Here is a 16,505-nt window from a genome sequence, read left to right as displayed (position 1 = left end):
TGAACCGGTGCGAACAGGTGGGCGGGTGCCCGGTCGCGGGCCCGTCTCAGCCGTAGACCATGCGGCGCAGCTGCCGGAGCGAGAGCTCGGGCGGCGCGACCGCCCGGTGCGGCAGCTCGGCCGAGATCCGTTCGAAGATCTCCGTGTTGACCAGGCCGCCGGACTGCAGTTCACGGTGGCGTCGGCGGACGAAGGCGTCGGTCGTCTCGTCGAAATAGGCGAGCACGTCGAGAATCACCCGGGCCGCTTCGCCGCGCGGGAGCGCGGTACTGCGTACCAGGTGGTCAATGAGGTCGTCATGCGACGAGCGGCGTTCGAGCACTCGTCGATATTGCGGTGCAAGGAGCTCCAGTGCAACATTCCTGCCCGATATCGGGCAGGAATCCGGTCAAGTGGTGCTCGTTCCGTCGTTCCGGGTGGCTTCGCTACGCCTGTGTCGATGGATGTGGCGCCTATGGGTGCGCTCCGGGTGCGCTTGTGTCGAGCGCGGAGGCGCGGAAGGGGGTGTGGCGGATTCGGCCGGATGCCTCTGATGGCCCGGTCGTGTTCGAGCACCGCCGATGCGGGGAAGTGGTCTACGCCTTGACCATCCGTGAGGTGCGCGGTACGCATGGTGACGGCCCGGATGGTCAGGAGATCCAGGTGTGAACCAGTAGAAAGGGACCCGGCTTGTGAGACCGCACACGGCGCAGCGCAGTGCTCTTCCCCGTGCTCTACCCCGTCTCCTCGGCTCGCTGCTTCTCGTCACGGCGGCCGGTATCTCCACCGCGTGCATGACCCCCGCGGCGTCCGCGGCGAGCGGTGGCTCCGCCGCGTCGGCCCCCCGGCCGCTGGGCCAGGTCGTGCCCGCCCCCGCATCGGTGAGGCCGGGCGGATCCCCGTACTCCATCACCGGCGCCACCAGGATCCGGGTCGACGGCTCGTCCGGCGAGGCCCGGAAGATCGGCGAATACCTGGCGGGCGTGTTGCGCCCCTCCACCGGATACGCCCTGCCGGTCACCGGACGGGCCGGCCCGGACGGCATCCGGCTCCGGCTCGGCTCGCACGACAGCGGGCTGGGCGCCGAGGGCTACACCCTGACCGCGGGGCGCGGCTCCGTCACCATCACCGCCCGCAAGCCCGCAGGGCTTTTCCACGGCGTCCAGACGCTGCGTCAGCTGCTGCCGGCCCGGGTGGAGCGCGACAGCCGTCAGAAGGGGCCGTGGAAGGTCGCGGGCGGCAGCATCACCGACACGCCGCGCTACGCGTACCGGGGCGCGATGCTCGACGTCTCACGGCACTTCTTCTCGGTCGACGAGGTCAAGCGCTACATCGACCAGATCGCGCTCTACAAGATCAACACCTTCCACATCCACCTCTCCGACGACCAGGGCTGGCGGATCGCCGTCGACTCCTGGCCGAACCTGGCCGCGTACGGCGGCTCCACGGAGGTCGGCGGCGGGCCCGGCGGCTACTACACGAAGAGCCAGTACAGGGAGATCGTGCGGTACGCGGCCTCCCGCTATCTGGAGGTGGTGCCGGAGATCGACATGCCCGGCCACACCAACGCGGCCCTCGCCTCGTACGCGGAGCTGAACTGCGACGGCGTCGCGCCGCCGCTCTACACCGGGACCAAGGTCGGCTTCAGCTCGCTGTGCGCGGCCAAGGACGTCACGTACCGGTTCATCGACGACGTCATCGGTGAAGTGGCCGCGCTGACCCCCGGCAGGTACATCCACATCGGTGGTGACGAGGCGCACTCCACCAGCCACGAGGACTACGCCATGATCATGGAGAGGGCGCAGGCCGCCGTCGGCAGGCACGGCAAGACCGTGATGGGCTGGCACCAGCTCACCGGGGCGACACCGGTGGAGGGCGCCGTCGCCCAGTACTGGGGCTACGACAGGACGAGCGCAGCGGACCGGCAGAAGGTGGCGGACGCGGCGAAGAACGGCACCGGGCTGGTGCTGTCGCCGGCCGACCGCGTGTACCTCGACATGAAGTACAACGAGGACACCGTGCTGGGCCTGAAGTGGGCCGGCCTGGTGGAGGTGCGGCGTTCGTACGACTGGGACCCGGCGACGTACCTCGCCGACACCCCGCCGGACGCGGTGCTCGGGGTCGAGGCGCCGATCTGGGCGGAGACGCTGACCGACGGCGACGACATCGACGCGATGGCCTTCCCGAGGCTGCCCGGTGCGGCGGAGCTGGGCTGGTCCCCGGCCGAGACGCACGACTGGGACACGTACAAACTGCGGCTGGCGGCGCTCGGGCCGAGGTTCACCGCGCTGGGGATCGACTACTACCGGTCGCCCCAGGTGCCGTGGCCGGATGAGCCGGCTGTGGAGGGGTGAGCGGGGCCGTCCGGCGGCCCCGGCCGCCGGACGGGCCGTCGGAAGGTGCCCCCGAGCGTCGGACGGGCCGTCCGGGATGCCCTGAACCGCCGGACAGGCCTGAGGTGCCGGACCGGCTGGGAGGGGGGCGCCGGACGGGGCTCAGTCGCCCGACGTGGTGGTCGCCTCCGCCTCCGCGCGCAGCTGCTCCTCGCTCAGGCCGCGGCGCCAGTACCCCACGAACGTCACCCGCTTGCGGTCGAAGCCGCGCTCGCGCACCAGGTGCCGCCGCATCGCGCGCACCTTCGCCGCCTCGCCCGCGATCCAGACGTACGGGTTTCCCTCGGGCAGTTCCGCCGCGCGCACGGCCTCCACGGCGTCCGGCGTCCCCGCCTCGTCCCGTACCAGCCAGCTGATCCGGGCGTCGGCGGAGGTGGCGACCGGCAGACGGTCCCCGCTGTGCGGGACCTCCAGCCAGACCCGGGCCCGCAGCCGGGCCGGCAGCCACTCCAGCGCCGCCGTCGCGGCCGGCAGGGCCGTCTCGTCGGCCCAGATCAGCACCCAGTCGGTGTCCTCGGGCGGGCGGAACCGGACGGCCGTGTTGTCCTCGACGGCCGGTCCGAGCGCCTTGATGACGTCACCGGGGGAGGCGCCGGCCGCCCAGCGGCAGGCCGGACCGCCGTCCTCGTGGAGCGCGAAATCGATGTCGATCTCGGTGGCCGTACCGCCGTCCGCGCGACGCTGGGCGCGCACCGTGTACGAGCGCAGTACCGCACGCTCCTCGGCCGGAAGCGCCCGCCAGGGGGCGAACCAGTTGCCCTCGTCGTCGACCGGAACGATTGGTTCCGGCTGTCCGGGGTGCGGAAGGAACAGCGACAGGCTCTGGTCGCGGCCCCCGGAGGCGAACCCGTCGAGCCCCGGTCCGCCGAACGTGACCCGGAGCATGGACGGCCCCAGCCGCTCGGTACGCAGAACGGTCAGCCCGAAGAGCCGGAAGGGATCGGCGGCGGGGGTGGCGGCGGCGGTCATGGTCAGGCGGTCTTCTTGGCGTCCTCGATGGCCTTCGCGAGGTCTTCGAGGATCGGCGCGCACTTGTCGTAGCTGTAGATCGGCTCGGTCGTGCGCGGGACGACCTGGCCGGCCTTGACCGCGGGCAGCTGCGTCCAGGTCGGCTTGGAGGTCAGGGCGTCGGGCTGCAAGGCCGAGGAACGGTTGTCCATCATGATGATGTCGGCCCCGTACTTGTCGACGTTCTCCCAGCTCAGGGACTCGAAGAAGCCCGCCTCGTCCACCTTCGGCTCGACGAACTTCACGCCCAGCTCCTGGAAGTACAGGGTGTCGGCGGACATCTTGGCGAGCGAGACGTAGAACAGGTCCTGGCTGGCCGAGCCGATCATGACCTTGAGGTTCGGCTTGGCCTTCGCGGCGGCGCGCAGCCGGGCCGCGGCCTTCTCGAAGCGGGCCTTCGCGTCGGTGACCGTCTTGGCCTTGACGTCGGCGCCGAGCGAGGCGGCGAGGTCCTCGTGGCGCTGGATCGCCTTGGGGATCGTGGTCTGGGCCGCCCACAGGGCGACGCTCGGGGCGAGCTTCAGGATCTTGGCCTTGGACGCGTCCGGCACGTACCAGAGGGCGTCCTTCTCCCACATCGCGGTGACCAGCAGATCCGGGCCGAGCGCGGCGTACTTCTCGACGTTGAACTCGCCCCAGACGTTGCCGAGGATCTCGACCTTGCTGACGTCCAGATCGCCGGCCTGCACATCGGCCTTGCCGTCCTTGGTCTTCGTCGGTCCGAAGACGGCCTTGACCTCGACGCCGTAGTCGTGGAGGGCGGCGGCGACACCGGTGAAGGCGACGATGTTCTTCGGGACGGACTTGGCCTCGGCGTTCTGCCCCCGGTCGTCCTTGAAGCTCCACGGCCCGGCGTCGGTGTTCTTGGCGGCGGACGAACCGGAGTCCTTCGAGTCGCTGTCACCGCAGGCGGCCAGCACAGCGCCCAGGCCAACGGCGCCGCCCATGGCCAGCAGGCCGCGGCGGGTGGGGGTGGACACTCGGGCAGTGCGCATGACGGAGTCCGCTTTCGTACGAGCCGGAGACCGGCCGATGACAGTTCGAGCAAGTTCGAGCGAAGGTTAGCCTAACCTCACGAACTGTCGGGCCTGCGGACGCCCCCGTGCCGGTACTTCGTCCCCCGCCCCCGCTCACCAGACGATGACGCCACCGCCCACGTCCAGGGCGCGCACGGCGGCCGCCCTGATGTTGGCCAGCCGGGCCGCCACGTAGTCCTCGGCGTAGCCGCTGTGGGCGGCGAGCTCCGCGATGTGGCCGCCCAGCAGCTCGCACTCGTCGAGGAAGGCCGGCACGTCCTCCGGATCGACGCAGAGGTCTGCGGTGGCCAGCTCCGGGAGGAACCGGGCCCCGAGGCCGCGCACCGGCTGCGAGCCCCACAGCTCGGTGCGGCTGCTCTCGAACCCGGCGAGGGTGAGGCCGTGTTCGGGATCCTCCAGGAAGTGGTCGGTGCCGCTCCGGCCGCGTACGTACGTGTGCACCAGCAGGCTCATCCGAACATCCCCCGGCAGTCGTCCAGCCCCTCGACCGTGACCTCGGCCGTGCGGTGCCCCTCCCGGCGCGCCCGTTCAAGGCGCGGCCGCCGGAGCGTGACGCGGTCGCCCGGCCGGTCCTGCGCGGACCAGTCGGTGACGGCACTCGGCACGTGCCGAAACACCGCCCGCCGGCGCTCGACGGGCGGACAGCCGGTCCGGGGAACGGCGAACGGCAGGACATCCGGGGCATGCGCCCGGTCGGCGGCGACCGGGGAGGGCTCGGCCGGCAACGTCAGCTCCAGGAGGCGAGGTTCCAGGCGGGGGTGCGGCCACGGAGCCCGTACGGAGCCTGTACGGGGGCCGGTGCTGCGGCTTCATGGACAGACTGTCCCGGGGCGGGCCTGCCGCTGTCGAACGGATTGCTCGGCGACGGGTGCGACAGGCGGCGGGACGGGGCCCTGCGGGCATCCCCCGGAGGCCCCCGGCGGGGCCGCGCGTATCCCCGGCGGGGGCATCCGCCCGGGATGCGCGGGTGGGATCACCCGGCTGCGGTGGGCCGGTCCCCGGACAGCTCGTACGCCGGACCCGGCACCCGGATCCGCCCCACCCGCACCGAGATCTGTCAGGCTGACATGCCCAGCTCCCGCGCGATCAGCATCCGCTGCACCTCGCTCGTGCCCTCGCCGATCTCCAGGATCTTGGAGTCGCGCCACATCCGGGCCACCGGGTACTCGTTCATGAAGCCGTAGCCGCCGTGGATCTGGGTCGCCTCGCGGGCGTTGTCCACCGCCACGGTCGAGGAGTACAGCTTGGCGATCGCCGCCTCCTTCTTGAACGGCTCGCCCGCCAGCAGTCGCGACGCCGCGTCGCGCCAGCCGATCCGGGCCATGTGGGCCCGCATCTCCATGTCCGCGATCTTGAACTGGATCGCCTGATTGGCGCCGATCGGCTTTCCGAAGGCGTGCCGCTCGGCGGCGTACTTCACCGACTCGTCCACACAGCCCTGCGCCAGGCCCGTCGACAGCGCCGAGATGGCGATCCGGCCCTCGTCCAGGATCCGCAGGAACTGCGCGTAGCCGCGGCCCTCCTCGCCCAGCAGGTTCCCCAGCGGGACGCGGACGTCCGAGAAGGACAGCTCCCGGGTGTCCGAGGCGTTCCAGCCGACCTTCGAGTACGGGGCGGCGACCGTGAAGCCGGGGGTGCCTGACGGGACGATGATCGAGGAGATGAGCGGGGCGCCGTTCTCCTTGCGGCCGGTCACCGCCGTCACCGTCACCAACTCGGTGATGTCCGTGCCGGAGTTGGTGATGAAGCACTTGGATCCGTTGATCACCCACTCGCCCGTCGCCTCGTCGCGTACGGCCGTCGTCCGGGTGCCGCCCGCGTCCGAGCCGCCGTCCGGCTCCGTCAGGCCGAACGCGCCGAGCGCCTCGCCCGCACAGAGCTTCGGCAGCCACTGCCGCTTCTGCTCCTCCGTGCCGAAGCGGAACACCGGCATCGCGCCGAGCGAGACCCCGGCCTCCAGGGTGATCGCCACCGAGGAGTCGACCCGGGCCAGCTCCTCCAGGGCGATGCCGAGGGCGAGGTAGTCGCCGCCCATCCCGCCGTACTCCTCCGGGAACGGCAGCCCGAACAGGCCCATCCGCCCCATCTCGCGCACGATCTCGTAGGGGAACTCATGGCGCTCGTAGAAGTCGCCGATCTTCGGTGCGACCACGTCGTGGGCGAACTCCTCGACGGTGCGCCGGAGTTCCTCGTGTTCGGCGGTCAGCCGGTGGTCCAGGGACATCGGTGGATCACTGCTCCTTGTGGGACTGTGTTTGTTGCACCGAGAGCGCGCGGACGGTACGGGACGTGCTGGGTCGGCCCAGGTGTCCGGCGAGCCACACGCTCGTGGCGGTGAGCTCGTCGAGGTCGACCCCGGTTTCGATGCCGAGGCCGTCGAGCATCCAGACCAGGTCCTCGGTGGCGAGGTTTCCGGTCGCGCTCCTCGCGTACGGGCAGCCGCCGAGGCCGCCCGCGGAGGCGTCCACGGTGGAGACGCCGTGCTGGAGCGCGGCCAGGGTGTTGGACAGCGCCTGGCCGTACGTGTCGTGGAAGTGCACCCCGATCGCGTCGGTGCCCACACCCGCCTCGTTCAGCAGGGACAGCAGGGCCCGTACGTGGCCGGGGGTCGCGACCCCGATGGTGTCGCCGAGCGAGAGCTCGTCGCAGCCGAGGTCCATCAGCGCCTTCGCGACCCGGACCACCTGCTGGACGGGGACGGGCCCCTCCCACGGGTCGCCGAAGCACATCGACAGATAGCCGCGCACATACACCTGGTCCGCCTTGGCGCGGGCCACGACGGGCTCGAACATGGCCAGCGACTCGTCGATCGAGCGGTTGAGGTTGCGGGCCGCGAACGTCTCCGTCGCCGAGCCGAAGACGGCGATCCCGCGGGCGCCGAGTGCCAGCGCCCGGTCGAGCCCGCGCTCGTTCGGCACGAGGACCGGGAGCGCGACGTCGCCCACGTCCGCGATGTCACCGAGCATCGGGAACAGCTGTTCCGCGTCTGCCAGTTGGGGAACCCATTTGGGGTGGACGAAGCTGGTCGCCTCGATCGAGGTCAGGCCGGCGACCGCGAGCCGGCGGATGAACTCCGCCTTCACCTCGGTCGGCACGACGGCCTTCTCGTTCTGCAGCCCGTCGCGGGCGCCCACCTCGTGGATACGGACCCGGGCGGGCAGGTCCGGGGCCGCCACGGTCATGGGCAGGGTGCGGTCGTTGGCCGTCATGCTTCCTCCCCGGCGGCGGTCGCGGGGACCACGACCGCCAGTACCTGGTCCATCGCCACCGTGGTCCCGGCGGTGACATCGAGTTCGGTCACGGTGCCGGCGTGCGGGGCGGAGATGACGTGCTCCATCTTCATCGCCTCCACCACGAGCAGGCTCTGCCCGGCCGCGACCTCGTCGCCCACGGCCACCTTCACCACGGTGACCGTCCCGGGCATGGGTGCGGCGAGCGTGTCCGCCCCGGAGCGGGCGGCGCCGGCCAGGGACGCCTCCACCGGGTCGTGGTCCCGGACGTGCCAGGTGTCGCCGTCCCGGCCGAGCCAGTGGCCCTCCGGGGATGCGGTGTACGCGAACGAGTGCGTGACACCCGCGAGTTCGAGCGTGATCCGGTCCTCGTCGACGGACAGGGTCCTGGCCGTCTCCGCGCCGCCGGGCAGCGGGCCCAGCGGACCGCAGGTGCCCGACTCGGGGGCCGGCGGCCGCGCGCCCTCCCCGACATGACCGAACGTCAGCTCCGCGCCCGCGCCGCACGGCCGCAGGCCCACCTGGACCGGGTCGTGGCCGGGGATCCGGAAGTGCCGCACCGTACGCGCCGGGGTGCCGCCGAGCCGCCAGCCGTCACCGGCCGAGAACGGGTCGGACCAGGACCCGGGCATCGGGGCGGCGGCGGGGGAGCGCTGCCGCAGCAGCGCCGCCGCCGCGTACACCTCCTCCGGCACCCCGTCCGGGACCAGCGCGTCCACCTCGCGCTCCACCAGCCCCGTGTCCAGTTCGCCCGCCACCACGGCCGGGTGACCGAGCAGCCGGCGCAGGAAGCCCGCGTTGGTGGGGACGCCGAGGACCACCGTGTCCGCGAGCGCCGCCCGCAGCCGGCGCAGCGCCGTCGCCCGGTCGGGGCCGTACGCGATCACCTTCGACAGCATCGGGTCGTACAGGCTGCCGACCTCGCCGCCCTCGAAGAGCCCCGAGTCCGTCCGCACTCCGCCGCCCCGCGGCTCGTGCAGCGCCAGCACGGTGCCGCCCGAGGGCAGGAAGCCCCGGGCCGGGTCCTCGGCGCAGATCCGGGCCTCGACCGCGTGCCCGGTGAGGGTGATGTCTGCCTGGGAGTACGGGAGTTGCTCGCCGGATGCGACTCGCAGCTGCCATTCCACCAGGTCGAGACCGGTGATCAGCTCGGTCACCGGGTGCTCGACCTGGAGGCGGGTGTTCATCTCCATGAAGTAGTACGAGGCCGGGTCGTTGCCGGGGACGATGAACTCCACCGTGCCCGCGCCGACATAGCCGCAGGAACGGGCGGCCTGGACGGCCGCCTCGCCCATCGCCGCCCGGGTCCTCTCGTCGAGCAGGACCGAGGGCGCCTCCTCGATGATCTTCTGGTGGCGGCGCTGGAGCGAGCACTCGCGCTCGCCGAGGTGCACCACGTTGCCGTGGCCGTCCGCCAGTACCTGGATCTCGATGTGGCGCGGCCGGTCGATCCACCGCTCCACGAGCAGCGTGTCGTCACCGAAGGAGGCGCGCGCCTCGCGCCGGGCGGCGGCGATCTCGTCGGAGAGGGCCGCCGCGTCGCGTACCAGCCGCATGCCCTTGCCGCCGCCGCCCGCCGAGGGCTTCAGCAGCACCGGCATGCCGATCTCATGGGCGAAGTCGGCCAGTTGGCCGTCGGTCAGCTCGCTGCCCGTGGAGCCGGGAACCACCGGGACACCGGCCGCGGAGACCGTCTCCTTCGCCCGGATCTTGTCGCCCATGAGGGAGATCGCGGAGGCGGGCGGCCCGGTGAAGACCAGCCCGGCATCCGCGCACGCCCGCGCGAAGCCCGCGTTCTCGGCGAGGAAGCCGTAGCCGGGGTGGACGGCCTGAGCGCCCGTGCGCAGGGCTGCCTCCAGCAGCCGCTCCACCGAGAGGTAGCTCTCGGAAGCCGGTGCGGGGCCGATCCGTACCGCCGTATCGGCCTCCCGTACGTGCCGGGCGTCCGCGTCCGCGTCGCTGAATACGGCGACCGAGCGCACGCCCAGTTCGCGCAGGGTCCGGATGACCCGGACCGCGATCTCGCCGCGGTTGGCGACGAGCACCGTGTCGAACATCGTCATCTGTTCCTCACATCCGGAAGACGCCGAAGCCGGCATCGCCCAAGGGGGCGTTGGCGCACGCGGTCAGGGCGAGCCCCAGCACCTGCCGGGTCTCCATCGGGTCGATCACGCCGTCGTCCCAGAGCCGGGCGGTGGCGTAGTACGCGTTGCCCTGGGTCTCGTACTGTTCGCGGATCGGGGCCTTGAACGACTCCTCGTCCTCGGCGCTCCAGTCGTCGCCCAGCTGGTCGCGCTTGACCGTGGCGAGGACGGACGCGGCCTGTTCGCCGCCCATGACGGAGATCTTCGCGTTGGGCCACATCCACAGGAAGCGGGGGCTGTAGGCCCGGCCGCACATGGAGTAGTTGCCCGCCCCGTACGATCCGCCGACCACCACGGTCAGCTTCGGGACCCGGGTGCAGGCGACGGCGGTGACCATCTTGGCGCCGTGCTTGGCGATGCCGCCCGCCTCGTAGTCGCGGCCGACCATGAAGCCGGAGATGTTCTGGAGGAAGACCAGCGGGATGCCGCGCTGGTCGCACAGCTCGATGAAGTGCGCGCCCTTCTGGGCGGACTCGGAGAACAGGATGCCGTTGTTCGCGACGATGCCGACCGGATGGCCGTGGATGTGCGCGAAGCCGGTGATCAGCGTCGTCCCGTACTCCGCCTTGAACTCGGCGAAGCGCGATCCGTCGACGACCCGGGCGATCACCTCGCGCACGTCGTACGGCGTGCGCGAGTCGACGGGGACGGCCCCGTACAGACCGGCGGGGTCCACCTTCGGCTCGTCGACCTGCTGGACGGACCACGGCAGCGCGCCCCGGTCCGGCAGGGTGGCCACGATGTTCCGCACGATCCGCAGCGCGTGCGCGTCGTCCTCGGCGAGATGGTCGGTGACCCCCGACGTACGGGAGTGGACCTCGCCGCCGCCCAGCTCCTCGGCGGTGACGACCTCGCCGGTCGCGGCCTTCACGAGCGGCGGACCGCCCAGGAAGATCGTGCCCTGGCCGCGGACGATCACGGCCTCGTCGCTCATCGCCGGGACGTACGCCCCGCCCGCCGTGCAGGACCCCAGCACCGCCGCGATCTGCGGGATGCCGGCCCCGGACATCCGGGCCTGGTTGTAGAAGATCCGCCCGAAGTGCTCACGGTCGGGGAAGACCTCGTCCTGCATCGGCAGGAAGGCACCGCCCGAGTCCACCAGGTACAGGCAGGGCAGCCGGTTCTCCAGCGCCACCTCCTGGGCGCGCAGGTGCTTCTTCACGGTCATCGGGTAGTACGTGCCGCCCTTGACGGTCGCGTCGTTGGCGACGATCACGCACTCCCGGCCGCTGACCCGGCCGATCCCGGCGATCACCCCGGCGGCCGGCGCGGCGCCCCCGTACAGCCCCTCGGCCGCCAGCGGGGCCAGCTCCAGGAAGGGCGAGCCCGCGTCGAGGAGGGTGTCCACCCGCTCCCGGGGCAGCAGCTTGCCGCGCGCCACATGCCGGGCGCGGGCCTTCTCACCCCCGCCGAGCCTGGCCGTGGCGAGCCGCTTGCGCAGCTCGTCGGTGAGCGCGTGATGCGCCGCCTCGTTGGCCTGCCAGGCCTCCGAGGCGGGATCGGCCGCGCTCGCCAGTACCGGTGCCTGCTGCATCCTGTCGAGCCCCCTTGCCCGTACCGCAGTGTGACGGCCTCCCCCTGATCGGTAGCGGGAGAGGCGGTTAGTGAGCGTTAACGTTCCTGCACAGGTTAACGACCGCTAACGCGCCTGTCTAGAATGACTCGTCATGAGCACCCATGCCGCCGCCCGCGTCGCGGCACCCACCCGCCGTGAGCAGATCCTCAAGGAGGCCGCCCGCCTCTTTGCCGAGCGCGGCTTCCACGGCGTCGGCGTCGACGAGATAGGCGCCGCCGTCGGTATCAGCGGCCCCGGCCTCTACCGGCACTTCCCCGGCAAGGACGCGATGCTCGCCGAGCTGCTCGTCGGAATCAGCGAGCGGCTGCTGGCCGGCGGGCGGCAGCGGGTCTCCGAGGACGCGTCCGGTGAGGGTTCCCCCGGATCCCCCGAGGCGCTTCTGGACGCGCTCATCGACGGCCACATCGACTTCGCCCTCGACGACCGGTCCCTGATCACCCTGCACGACCGCGAACTGGACCGCCTGCGGGACACCGACCGCAAGCGGGTGCGCCGGCTCCAGCGCGAGTACGTCGAGGTGTGGGTGACCGTCGTCCGCGATCTCTACCCGGCCCTCCCCGAGCACGAGGCCCGGGCCACCGTCCACGCCGTGTTCGGCCTGCTGAACTCCACCCCGCACCTCGGCCGCCCCGGCGCGCTGCCCGGCCGCACGGACACGGCGGCGCTCCTGCACCGGCTGGCGCGGGGCGCCTTCGCGGCGGCGGGCGAGGCGAAGCCCGTGTGAAGGGGGCGGGGGCCCGAGTGGCCCCGGGGCGGGCCGCCCGCCCATGAGCGACCCCGGGCGCTGGGCCGCCCGCTGCCGGGGCCGACCGCGGGGTGGGCCGCCCGCCACAGAAGCGTTCCGGACGGCGGGCTGCCCACCGAGCAATACACCCGGCACGCTGCGCACATCCCACGGCACAATGGGTTCATGCCGATACCCAGCCGCGCCGCCCTCGTCGACCAGCTCGTCCGCACGCGCATAGCGGGAGACGTCGCGACCCCGCGCGACAACAACCTCTCCCACTACCGCAAGCTCGCCAACGGCGACCGCCACTACTGGCTGGGACTCGAACTCGGCGACCGGTGGCGCGACGAGCAGGACGTCCTGGCGGTCATGGCCGAGAAGTGCGGTGTCAGCGACGACCCCGAGCACCGCTTCGGCCAGGACACCATTGATCCCGAGCTCACCGTCGCCGCTCTGGACCGGGCCGCGGCCCGGCTGCGAAAGGCCGCCGAGGGCTCGGAGCGGGTGCTCTTCGCCACCGGTCACCCGGGCGGACTCCTGGACGTCCACCGCCGGACCGCGGACGCGCTGCGGGCGGCGGGCTGCGAGATCGTGACGATTCCGTCCGGGCTGACGGCGGACGAGGGCATGGTCTTCCAGTTCGCGGACGTCGCGGTGCAGGAGCGCGGCGCGACCCTCTGGCACACCCACTCCCCGGCCCCGATGGCCGCGATCCTGGACGGCCTGGAGCGGGAGGGACGCCCGCTGCCGGATCTGGTCGTCGCCGACCACGGCTGGGCCGGGTGCGCGGCGCAGCGCGGGCTGGACGCCATCGGATACGCGGACTGCAACGACCCGGCGCTGTTCCTGGGGGAGGCCGAGGGCACCCTCCAAGTGGCGGTCCCACTGGACGACCATGTGCTGGACCCGCGGTTCTACGACCCGATGACCGAGTACCTGCTGGACACGGCCGGGCTGCTCGGGGGCTGAGGAGGAGACGCAGGCGGCCGGGTGGCTCAGCGGCCGGTGTCGGTGCCCGGGGCGGCGGCCGCGGCGGCTCGGGCCCGGCGCCGCTGCTCCAGGCCCGGCGTCGGGTCCAGATACACCCGCCGGATCGTCGGATACCGCTCCCGCAGCTGCTGCTCCGCCTCCTCGCAGGCCCACTCGACCTGCTCGGCACTGGCCACGTCCCGGAAGTCGACCTTCGCGGCGATCAGGATCTCGGTCGGCCCCTGGATGAGCGTGGTCAGTTCCAGTACGTCGATGATGTGCGGCACCGAAAGCAGCTCCTCGCGCACCCCCGCCCGCATCGACCGCGAGACCGGCCGCCCGATCAGCAGCTGGGCGTTGGACCGGCCGAGCACCCAGGCCACGTACACGAGCAGGGCGCCGATCAGGATCGACGCGATCCCGTCCCAGACCCCGGAGCCCGACAACTGCCCGCCCAGCAGCCCGCCGGCGGCCAGCAGCAGACCCACCAGCGCCGCCGAGTCCTCCATCACGACGGCTTTGACCGCGGTGTCGGGGGTGAGCCGGAAGTAGCGCCTGGCGGGCGCCCCCAGCCGGTAGGCCTCGCCGCGCACCTGCCGCAGCCCGGTGCGCAGGGAGTAACCCTCGAGGAGGAAGGCCACGGCGAGCACGATGTACGAGATGAGCGGGTCGCCGAGGTCCTCGCCCGCGACCAGGGTGTGGATGCCGTCGTAGAGGGAGAAGACCGCGCCGCCGACGAACGTGGCGACGGACGCGAGCATCGCCCAGATGTACCGTTCGGGGCCGTAGCCCAGCGGATGGTCCTCGTCGGCCGGCTTCCCGCTGCGCTTGAGCGCGGTGAGAAGCAGCACTTCGGTGACGGTGTCGGCGACGGAGTGGGCCGCCTCGGAGAGCATCGCGCTCGATCCGCTGATCAGCCCCGCGACGGCCTTCGCCACGGCGATGCCGAGGTTGGCCACGGCCGCGACGATGACGGTGAACGTGGACTCGCCACCGCTCGCCGCCCCGGAACCGGATGCGCCGGGACCGAATCCCCCGGAGCCGGATGCGCCGGACGCCGTGCCGGGCTCCCTACCATCAGCACGTTCAGCACCATCAGCACCTTTGGCCGCATCGGCCTTCGCGTCGCCCATGGTGGGGAGTATGTCGGAATTGCCGGCGTGCGGCCCGTTCAGTCCGTGCGCGGGACCCGGACGACGCCCTCCTGGATGACGGTGATCGCCAGCCGGCCGTCCTGGGTGTAGATCCGGGCCTGGCCGAGCCCGCGCCCGCCGGACGCCGACGGCGACTCCTGGTCGTACAGCAGCCATTCGTCGGCCCGGAACGGCCGGTGGAACCACATCGCGTGGTCCAGGCTCGCGCCCACCACGTCGCCGACGGCCCAGCCGCCGCGCCCGTGGGCGAGGAGCACCGAGTCGAGCAGCGTCATGTCGGAGACGTACGTCGCCATGCAGACGTGCAGCAGCGGGTCGTCCGCCAGCTTCCCGTTGGTGCGGAACCAGACCTGCGAGCGGGGCTCGCGCGGTTCGCCGACGGTGCCGAACGGCGGGGCGTCCACGTACCGCAGGTCGACCGCGGCCCGTGCCTCGATCAGCCGGTCCACCACGCCGGGGCCGCTGAACCGGTCCCCGTACCTCGGCAGCATCTCGGCGGCCGTGGGCAGCGTCTCGGGGTCGGGTGCGGCCGGCATCTCCGCCTGGTGCTCCAGCCCCTCCTCGTACGTCTGGAAGGACGCCGAGAGGTGGAAGACCGGCTGTCCGTGCTGGACGGCGACGACCCGCCGGGTGGTGAAGGAACGGCCGTCCCGGATGCGGTCGACGGTGTAGACGATCGGCGCCCCGGGGTCCCCCGCCCGCAGGAAGTACGAGTGGAGGGAGTGGGCGCTCCGGTCCGCGGGGACGGTGCGGCCCGCGGCGACGAGCGCCTGGGCCGCGACCTGTCCGCCGAAGACACGGGGCACGATCGCCGAACGGCTGGTGCCCCGGAAGATGTCCTGCTCGATCTGCTCCAGGTCGAGCAGATCGAGCAGGTCGTGCAGTGGGTCAAGTGCTGCGCTCATGGGGGAGAACGTAACCGTTCTAGAGACCCATGGACTTGGCGATGATCGACTTCATGACCTCGCTGGTGCCGCCGTAGATGCGGTTGACCCGGTTGTCCGCGTACAGGCGGGCGATCGGGTACTCGTTCATGAAGCCGTAGCCGCCGTGCAGCTGGAGGCAGCGGTCGATCACGCGGTGCGCGACCTCGGTGCAGAACAGCTTCGCGGAGGCGGCCTCGGCGGCGGTCAGCTCGCCGGCGTCCAGTGCCTCCAGGGCGCGGTCGGCGACGGCCTGGGCCGCGTCCACCTCGGCCTGGCAGCCGGCCAGCTCGAACTTGGTGTTCTGGAACGAGGCGACGGTCTTGCCGAAGACCGTGCGGTCCTGCACGTACTCCTTGGCGAACCGGACGGCGGCCGCGGCCTGGGCGTACGCGCCGAAGGCGATGCCCCAGCGCTCGGAGGCCAGGTTGGTGCCGAGGTAGCCGAAGCCCTTGTTCTCCTCGCCGAGCAGGTCCTCGACCGGGACCTTGACGTCGACGAAGGCCAGCTCGGCGGTGTCGGAGACCCGCAGGCCCAGCTTGTCGAGCTTCCGGCCGATGGAGTAGCCCGCGGACTTGGTGTCGACGGCGAAGAGGGAGATGCCGAAGCGGCGGTCGTCCTCGCGCGGGGCGGAGGTGCGGGCGCAGACGATCACACGGTCGGCGTGCACGCCGCCGGTGATGAAGGTCTTGGAGCCGTTGAGGACGTAGTGCGTGCCGTCCTCGGAGAGCTTGGCGGTGGTCTTCATGCCCGCGACGTCGGAACCGGTGCCCGGCTCGGTCATCGCGAGGGCCCACATCTCCTCGCCCGTGGTGAACTTCGGCAGCCAGCGCTTCTTCTGCTTGTCGGTGGCGAGCATCTTGATGTAGGGCAGGCCGAGCAGCGTGTGCACGCCGGAGCCGCCGAAGGAGACGCCCGCGCGGGCGGTCTCCTCGTAGATGACGGCTTCGTACTTGTGCGAGTCGATGCCCGCGCCGTCGTACTCCTCGTCCACGTTGATGCCGAAGACACCCAGCTCGCCGAGCTTGAGGTAGAAGTCGCGCGGGGCCTGGCCGGCCGCGAACCAGTCCTCGTACACGGGCACGACCTCGGCCGCGATGAAGGCGCGGATGGTCTCCCGGAACGCCTCGTGGTCCTCGTTGAATACCGTACGGCGCACGGGGTGCCTCCCTGGTCGGCTTCGCTCGGCTTGGCTAAGCGCTTGCTCAGCCTTGGCTAGAAGTTACCCGGCGGTCACTGGGCTGTCCAGGGTGATGCTGAGCACGCCGGGGCCGGGGGTGCGGGGCGCCGCGTGCGCGAGTCGCCCCGGCTGTCGGGCCGGGTGTGCGGAGTGTCGCATTCGCGGGGCGCCCCGGTTGCCGAAAC

The 16,505-nt window shown here is 71.9% G+C and carries 15 protein-coding genes; 3 read left to right on the top strand and 12 right to left on the bottom strand.

All coding sequences use genetic code 11. The annotated features are described in order from the left end of the window. Positions 1-46: 46 nt before the first annotated feature. Positions 47-322, bottom strand: coding sequence for a hypothetical protein (locus ACZ4LX_RS17600; protein ID WP_467644874.1), 276 nt, complete (start codon positions 320-322; stop codon positions 47-49). A 349-nt stretch (positions 323-671) separates the two neighbouring features. On the opposite strand from ACZ4LX_RS17600, the gene ACZ4LX_RS17595 reads away from it, so the two are divergent. Then, positions 672-2,333, top strand: coding sequence for a beta-N-acetylhexosaminidase (locus ACZ4LX_RS17595; protein WP_467644880.1), 1,662 nt, complete (start codon positions 672-674; stop codon positions 2,331-2,333). A 141-nt stretch (positions 2,334-2,474) separates the two neighbouring features. Here the strand turns inward: ACZ4LX_RS17595 and ACZ4LX_RS17590 are convergent, their stop codons facing one another. The 8 genes from ACZ4LX_RS17590 to ACZ4LX_RS17555 all read right to left on the bottom strand — a co-directional run bounded on the left by ACZ4LX_RS17590 (position 2,475) and on the right by ACZ4LX_RS17555 (position 11,325). Next, a complete protein-coding gene (locus ACZ4LX_RS17590) occupies positions 2,475-3,341 on the bottom strand; it encodes a siderophore-interacting protein (protein ID WP_467644885.1) in 867 nt (288 codons plus the stop codon). A 2-nt stretch (positions 3,342-3,343) separates the two neighbouring features. Continuing rightward, positions 3,344-4,375 carry an ABC transporter substrate-binding protein gene (locus tag ACZ4LX_RS17585; protein WP_467644890.1) on the bottom strand — a complete coding sequence of 344 codons (1,032 nt, stop codon included), beginning with the start codon at positions 4,373-4,375 and terminating at the stop codon, positions 3,344-3,346. 135 nt (positions 4,376-4,510) lie between these two features. Next, a complete protein-coding gene (locus ACZ4LX_RS17580) occupies positions 4,511-4,870 on the bottom strand; it encodes a hypothetical protein (RefSeq protein ID WP_467644895.1) in 360 nt (119 codons plus the stop codon). Beyond that, a complete protein-coding gene (locus ACZ4LX_RS17575) occupies positions 4,867-5,142 on the bottom strand; it encodes a hypothetical protein (RefSeq protein ID WP_467644899.1) in 276 nt (91 codons plus the stop codon). The genes ACZ4LX_RS17580 and ACZ4LX_RS17575 overlap by 4 nt, the downstream gene beginning before the upstream one ends. A gap of 332 nt (positions 5,143-5,474) precedes the next feature. After that, complete coding sequence (locus ACZ4LX_RS17570) at positions 5,475-6,641, bottom strand: acyl-CoA dehydrogenase family protein (RefSeq protein ID WP_467644905.1); 1,167 nt, start codon at positions 6,639-6,641, stop codon at positions 5,475-5,477. A gap of 7 nt (positions 6,642-6,648) precedes the next feature. After that, positions 6,649-7,626 (bottom strand): hydroxymethylglutaryl-CoA lyase, encoded by a 978-nt coding sequence (locus ACZ4LX_RS17565; protein WP_467644908.1) that lies wholly within the window; start codon positions 7,624-7,626, stop codon positions 6,649-6,651. Next, positions 7,623-9,704: an acetyl/propionyl/methylcrotonyl-CoA carboxylase subunit alpha gene (locus tag ACZ4LX_RS17560; RefSeq protein WP_467645128.1), complete on the bottom strand. Its 2,082-nt coding sequence runs from the start codon at positions 9,702-9,704 to the stop codon at positions 7,623-7,625. The genes ACZ4LX_RS17565 and ACZ4LX_RS17560 overlap by 4 nt, the downstream gene beginning before the upstream one ends. A 13-nt stretch (positions 9,705-9,717) precedes the next feature. Beyond that, positions 9,718-11,325, bottom strand: a complete 1,608-nt coding sequence (locus ACZ4LX_RS17555; RefSeq protein ID WP_467644913.1) for a carboxyl transferase domain-containing protein — start codon at positions 11,323-11,325, stop codon at positions 9,718-9,720. Between the two features lie 133 nt (positions 11,326-11,458). On the opposite strand from ACZ4LX_RS17555, the gene ACZ4LX_RS17550 reads away from it, so the two are divergent. Then, positions 11,459-12,091, top strand: coding sequence for an SACE_7040 family transcriptional regulator (locus tag ACZ4LX_RS17550; protein ID WP_467644918.1), 633 nt, complete (start codon positions 11,459-11,461; stop codon positions 12,089-12,091). Between the two features lie 186 nt (positions 12,092-12,277). Beyond that, a complete protein-coding gene (locus tag ACZ4LX_RS17545) occupies positions 12,278-13,063 on the top strand; it encodes a phosphatase (RefSeq protein WP_467644922.1) in 786 nt (261 codons plus the stop codon). A gap of 26 nt (positions 13,064-13,089) precedes the next feature. Here ACZ4LX_RS17545 and ACZ4LX_RS17540 read toward each other — a convergent pair whose 3' ends face one another. From ACZ4LX_RS17540 to ACZ4LX_RS17530, 3 genes are read right to left on the bottom strand one after another with little or no spacing between them, the layout of a single operon-like run. After that, positions 13,090-14,196 carry a cation diffusion facilitator family transporter gene (locus ACZ4LX_RS17540; protein ID WP_467644926.1) on the bottom strand — a complete coding sequence of 369 codons (1,107 nt, stop codon included), beginning with the start codon at positions 14,194-14,196 and terminating at the stop codon, positions 13,090-13,092. 38 nt (positions 14,197-14,234) lie between these two features. Then, positions 14,235-15,122, bottom strand: coding sequence for an acyl-CoA thioesterase (locus ACZ4LX_RS17535; RefSeq protein ID WP_467644929.1), 888 nt, complete (start codon positions 15,120-15,122; stop codon positions 14,235-14,237). A 19-nt stretch (positions 15,123-15,141) separates the two neighbouring features. After that, on the bottom strand, positions 15,142-16,299 hold the full coding sequence (locus ACZ4LX_RS17530; protein ID WP_467644933.1) for an acyl-CoA dehydrogenase family protein: 1,158 nt from the start codon (positions 16,297-16,299) through the stop codon (positions 15,142-15,144). Between the last annotated feature and the right edge of the window lie 206 nt (positions 16,300-16,505).

It is taken from the genome of Streptomyces sp. NPDC026062, assembly GCF_055568375.1.
Note: the sequence above shows the minus strand (reverse complement) of the source record. Positions and strands in the feature narration are given on the sequence as shown.

Bases quoted from the DNA above. Each gene is read 5' to 3' on its own strand.
- ACZ4LX_RS17590 (WP_467644885.1), bottom strand. From the start codon at position 3,341: ATGACCGCCGCCGCCACCCCCGCCGCCGATCCCTTCCGGCTCTTCGGG.
- ACZ4LX_RS17585 (WP_467644890.1), bottom strand. From the start codon at position 4,375: ATGCGCACTGCCCGAGTGTCCACCCCCACCCGCCGCGGCCTGCTGGCC.
- ACZ4LX_RS17580 (WP_467644895.1), bottom strand. From the start codon at position 4,870: ATGAGCCTGCTGGTGCACACGTACGTACGCGGCCGGAGCGGCACCGAC.
- ACZ4LX_RS17570 (WP_467644905.1), bottom strand. From the start codon at position 6,641: ATGTCCCTGGACCACCGGCTGACCGCCGAACACGAGGAACTCCGGCGC.
- ACZ4LX_RS17565 (WP_467644908.1), bottom strand. From the start codon at position 7,626: ATGACGGCCAACGACCGCACCCTGCCCATGACCGTGGCGGCCCCGGAC.
- ACZ4LX_RS17560 (WP_467645128.1), bottom strand. From the start codon at position 9,704: ATGTTCGACACGGTGCTCGTCGCCAACCGCGGCGAGATCGCGGTCCGG.
- ACZ4LX_RS17555 (WP_467644913.1), bottom strand. From the start codon at position 11,325: ATGCAGCAGGCACCGGTACTGGCGAGCGCGGCCGATCCCGCCTCGGAG.
- ACZ4LX_RS17550 (WP_467644918.1), top strand. From the start codon at position 11,459: ATGAGCACCCATGCCGCCGCCCGCGTCGCGGCACCCACCCGCCGTGAG.
- ACZ4LX_RS17545 (WP_467644922.1), top strand. From the start codon at position 12,278: ATGCCGATACCCAGCCGCGCCGCCCTCGTCGACCAGCTCGTCCGCACG.
- ACZ4LX_RS17540 (WP_467644926.1), bottom strand. From the start codon at position 14,196: ATGGGCGACGCGAAGGCCGATGCGGCCAAAGGTGCTGATGGTGCTGAA.
- ACZ4LX_RS17535 (WP_467644929.1), bottom strand. From the start codon at position 15,122: ATGAGCGCAGCACTTGACCCACTGCACGACCTGCTCGATCTGCTCGAC.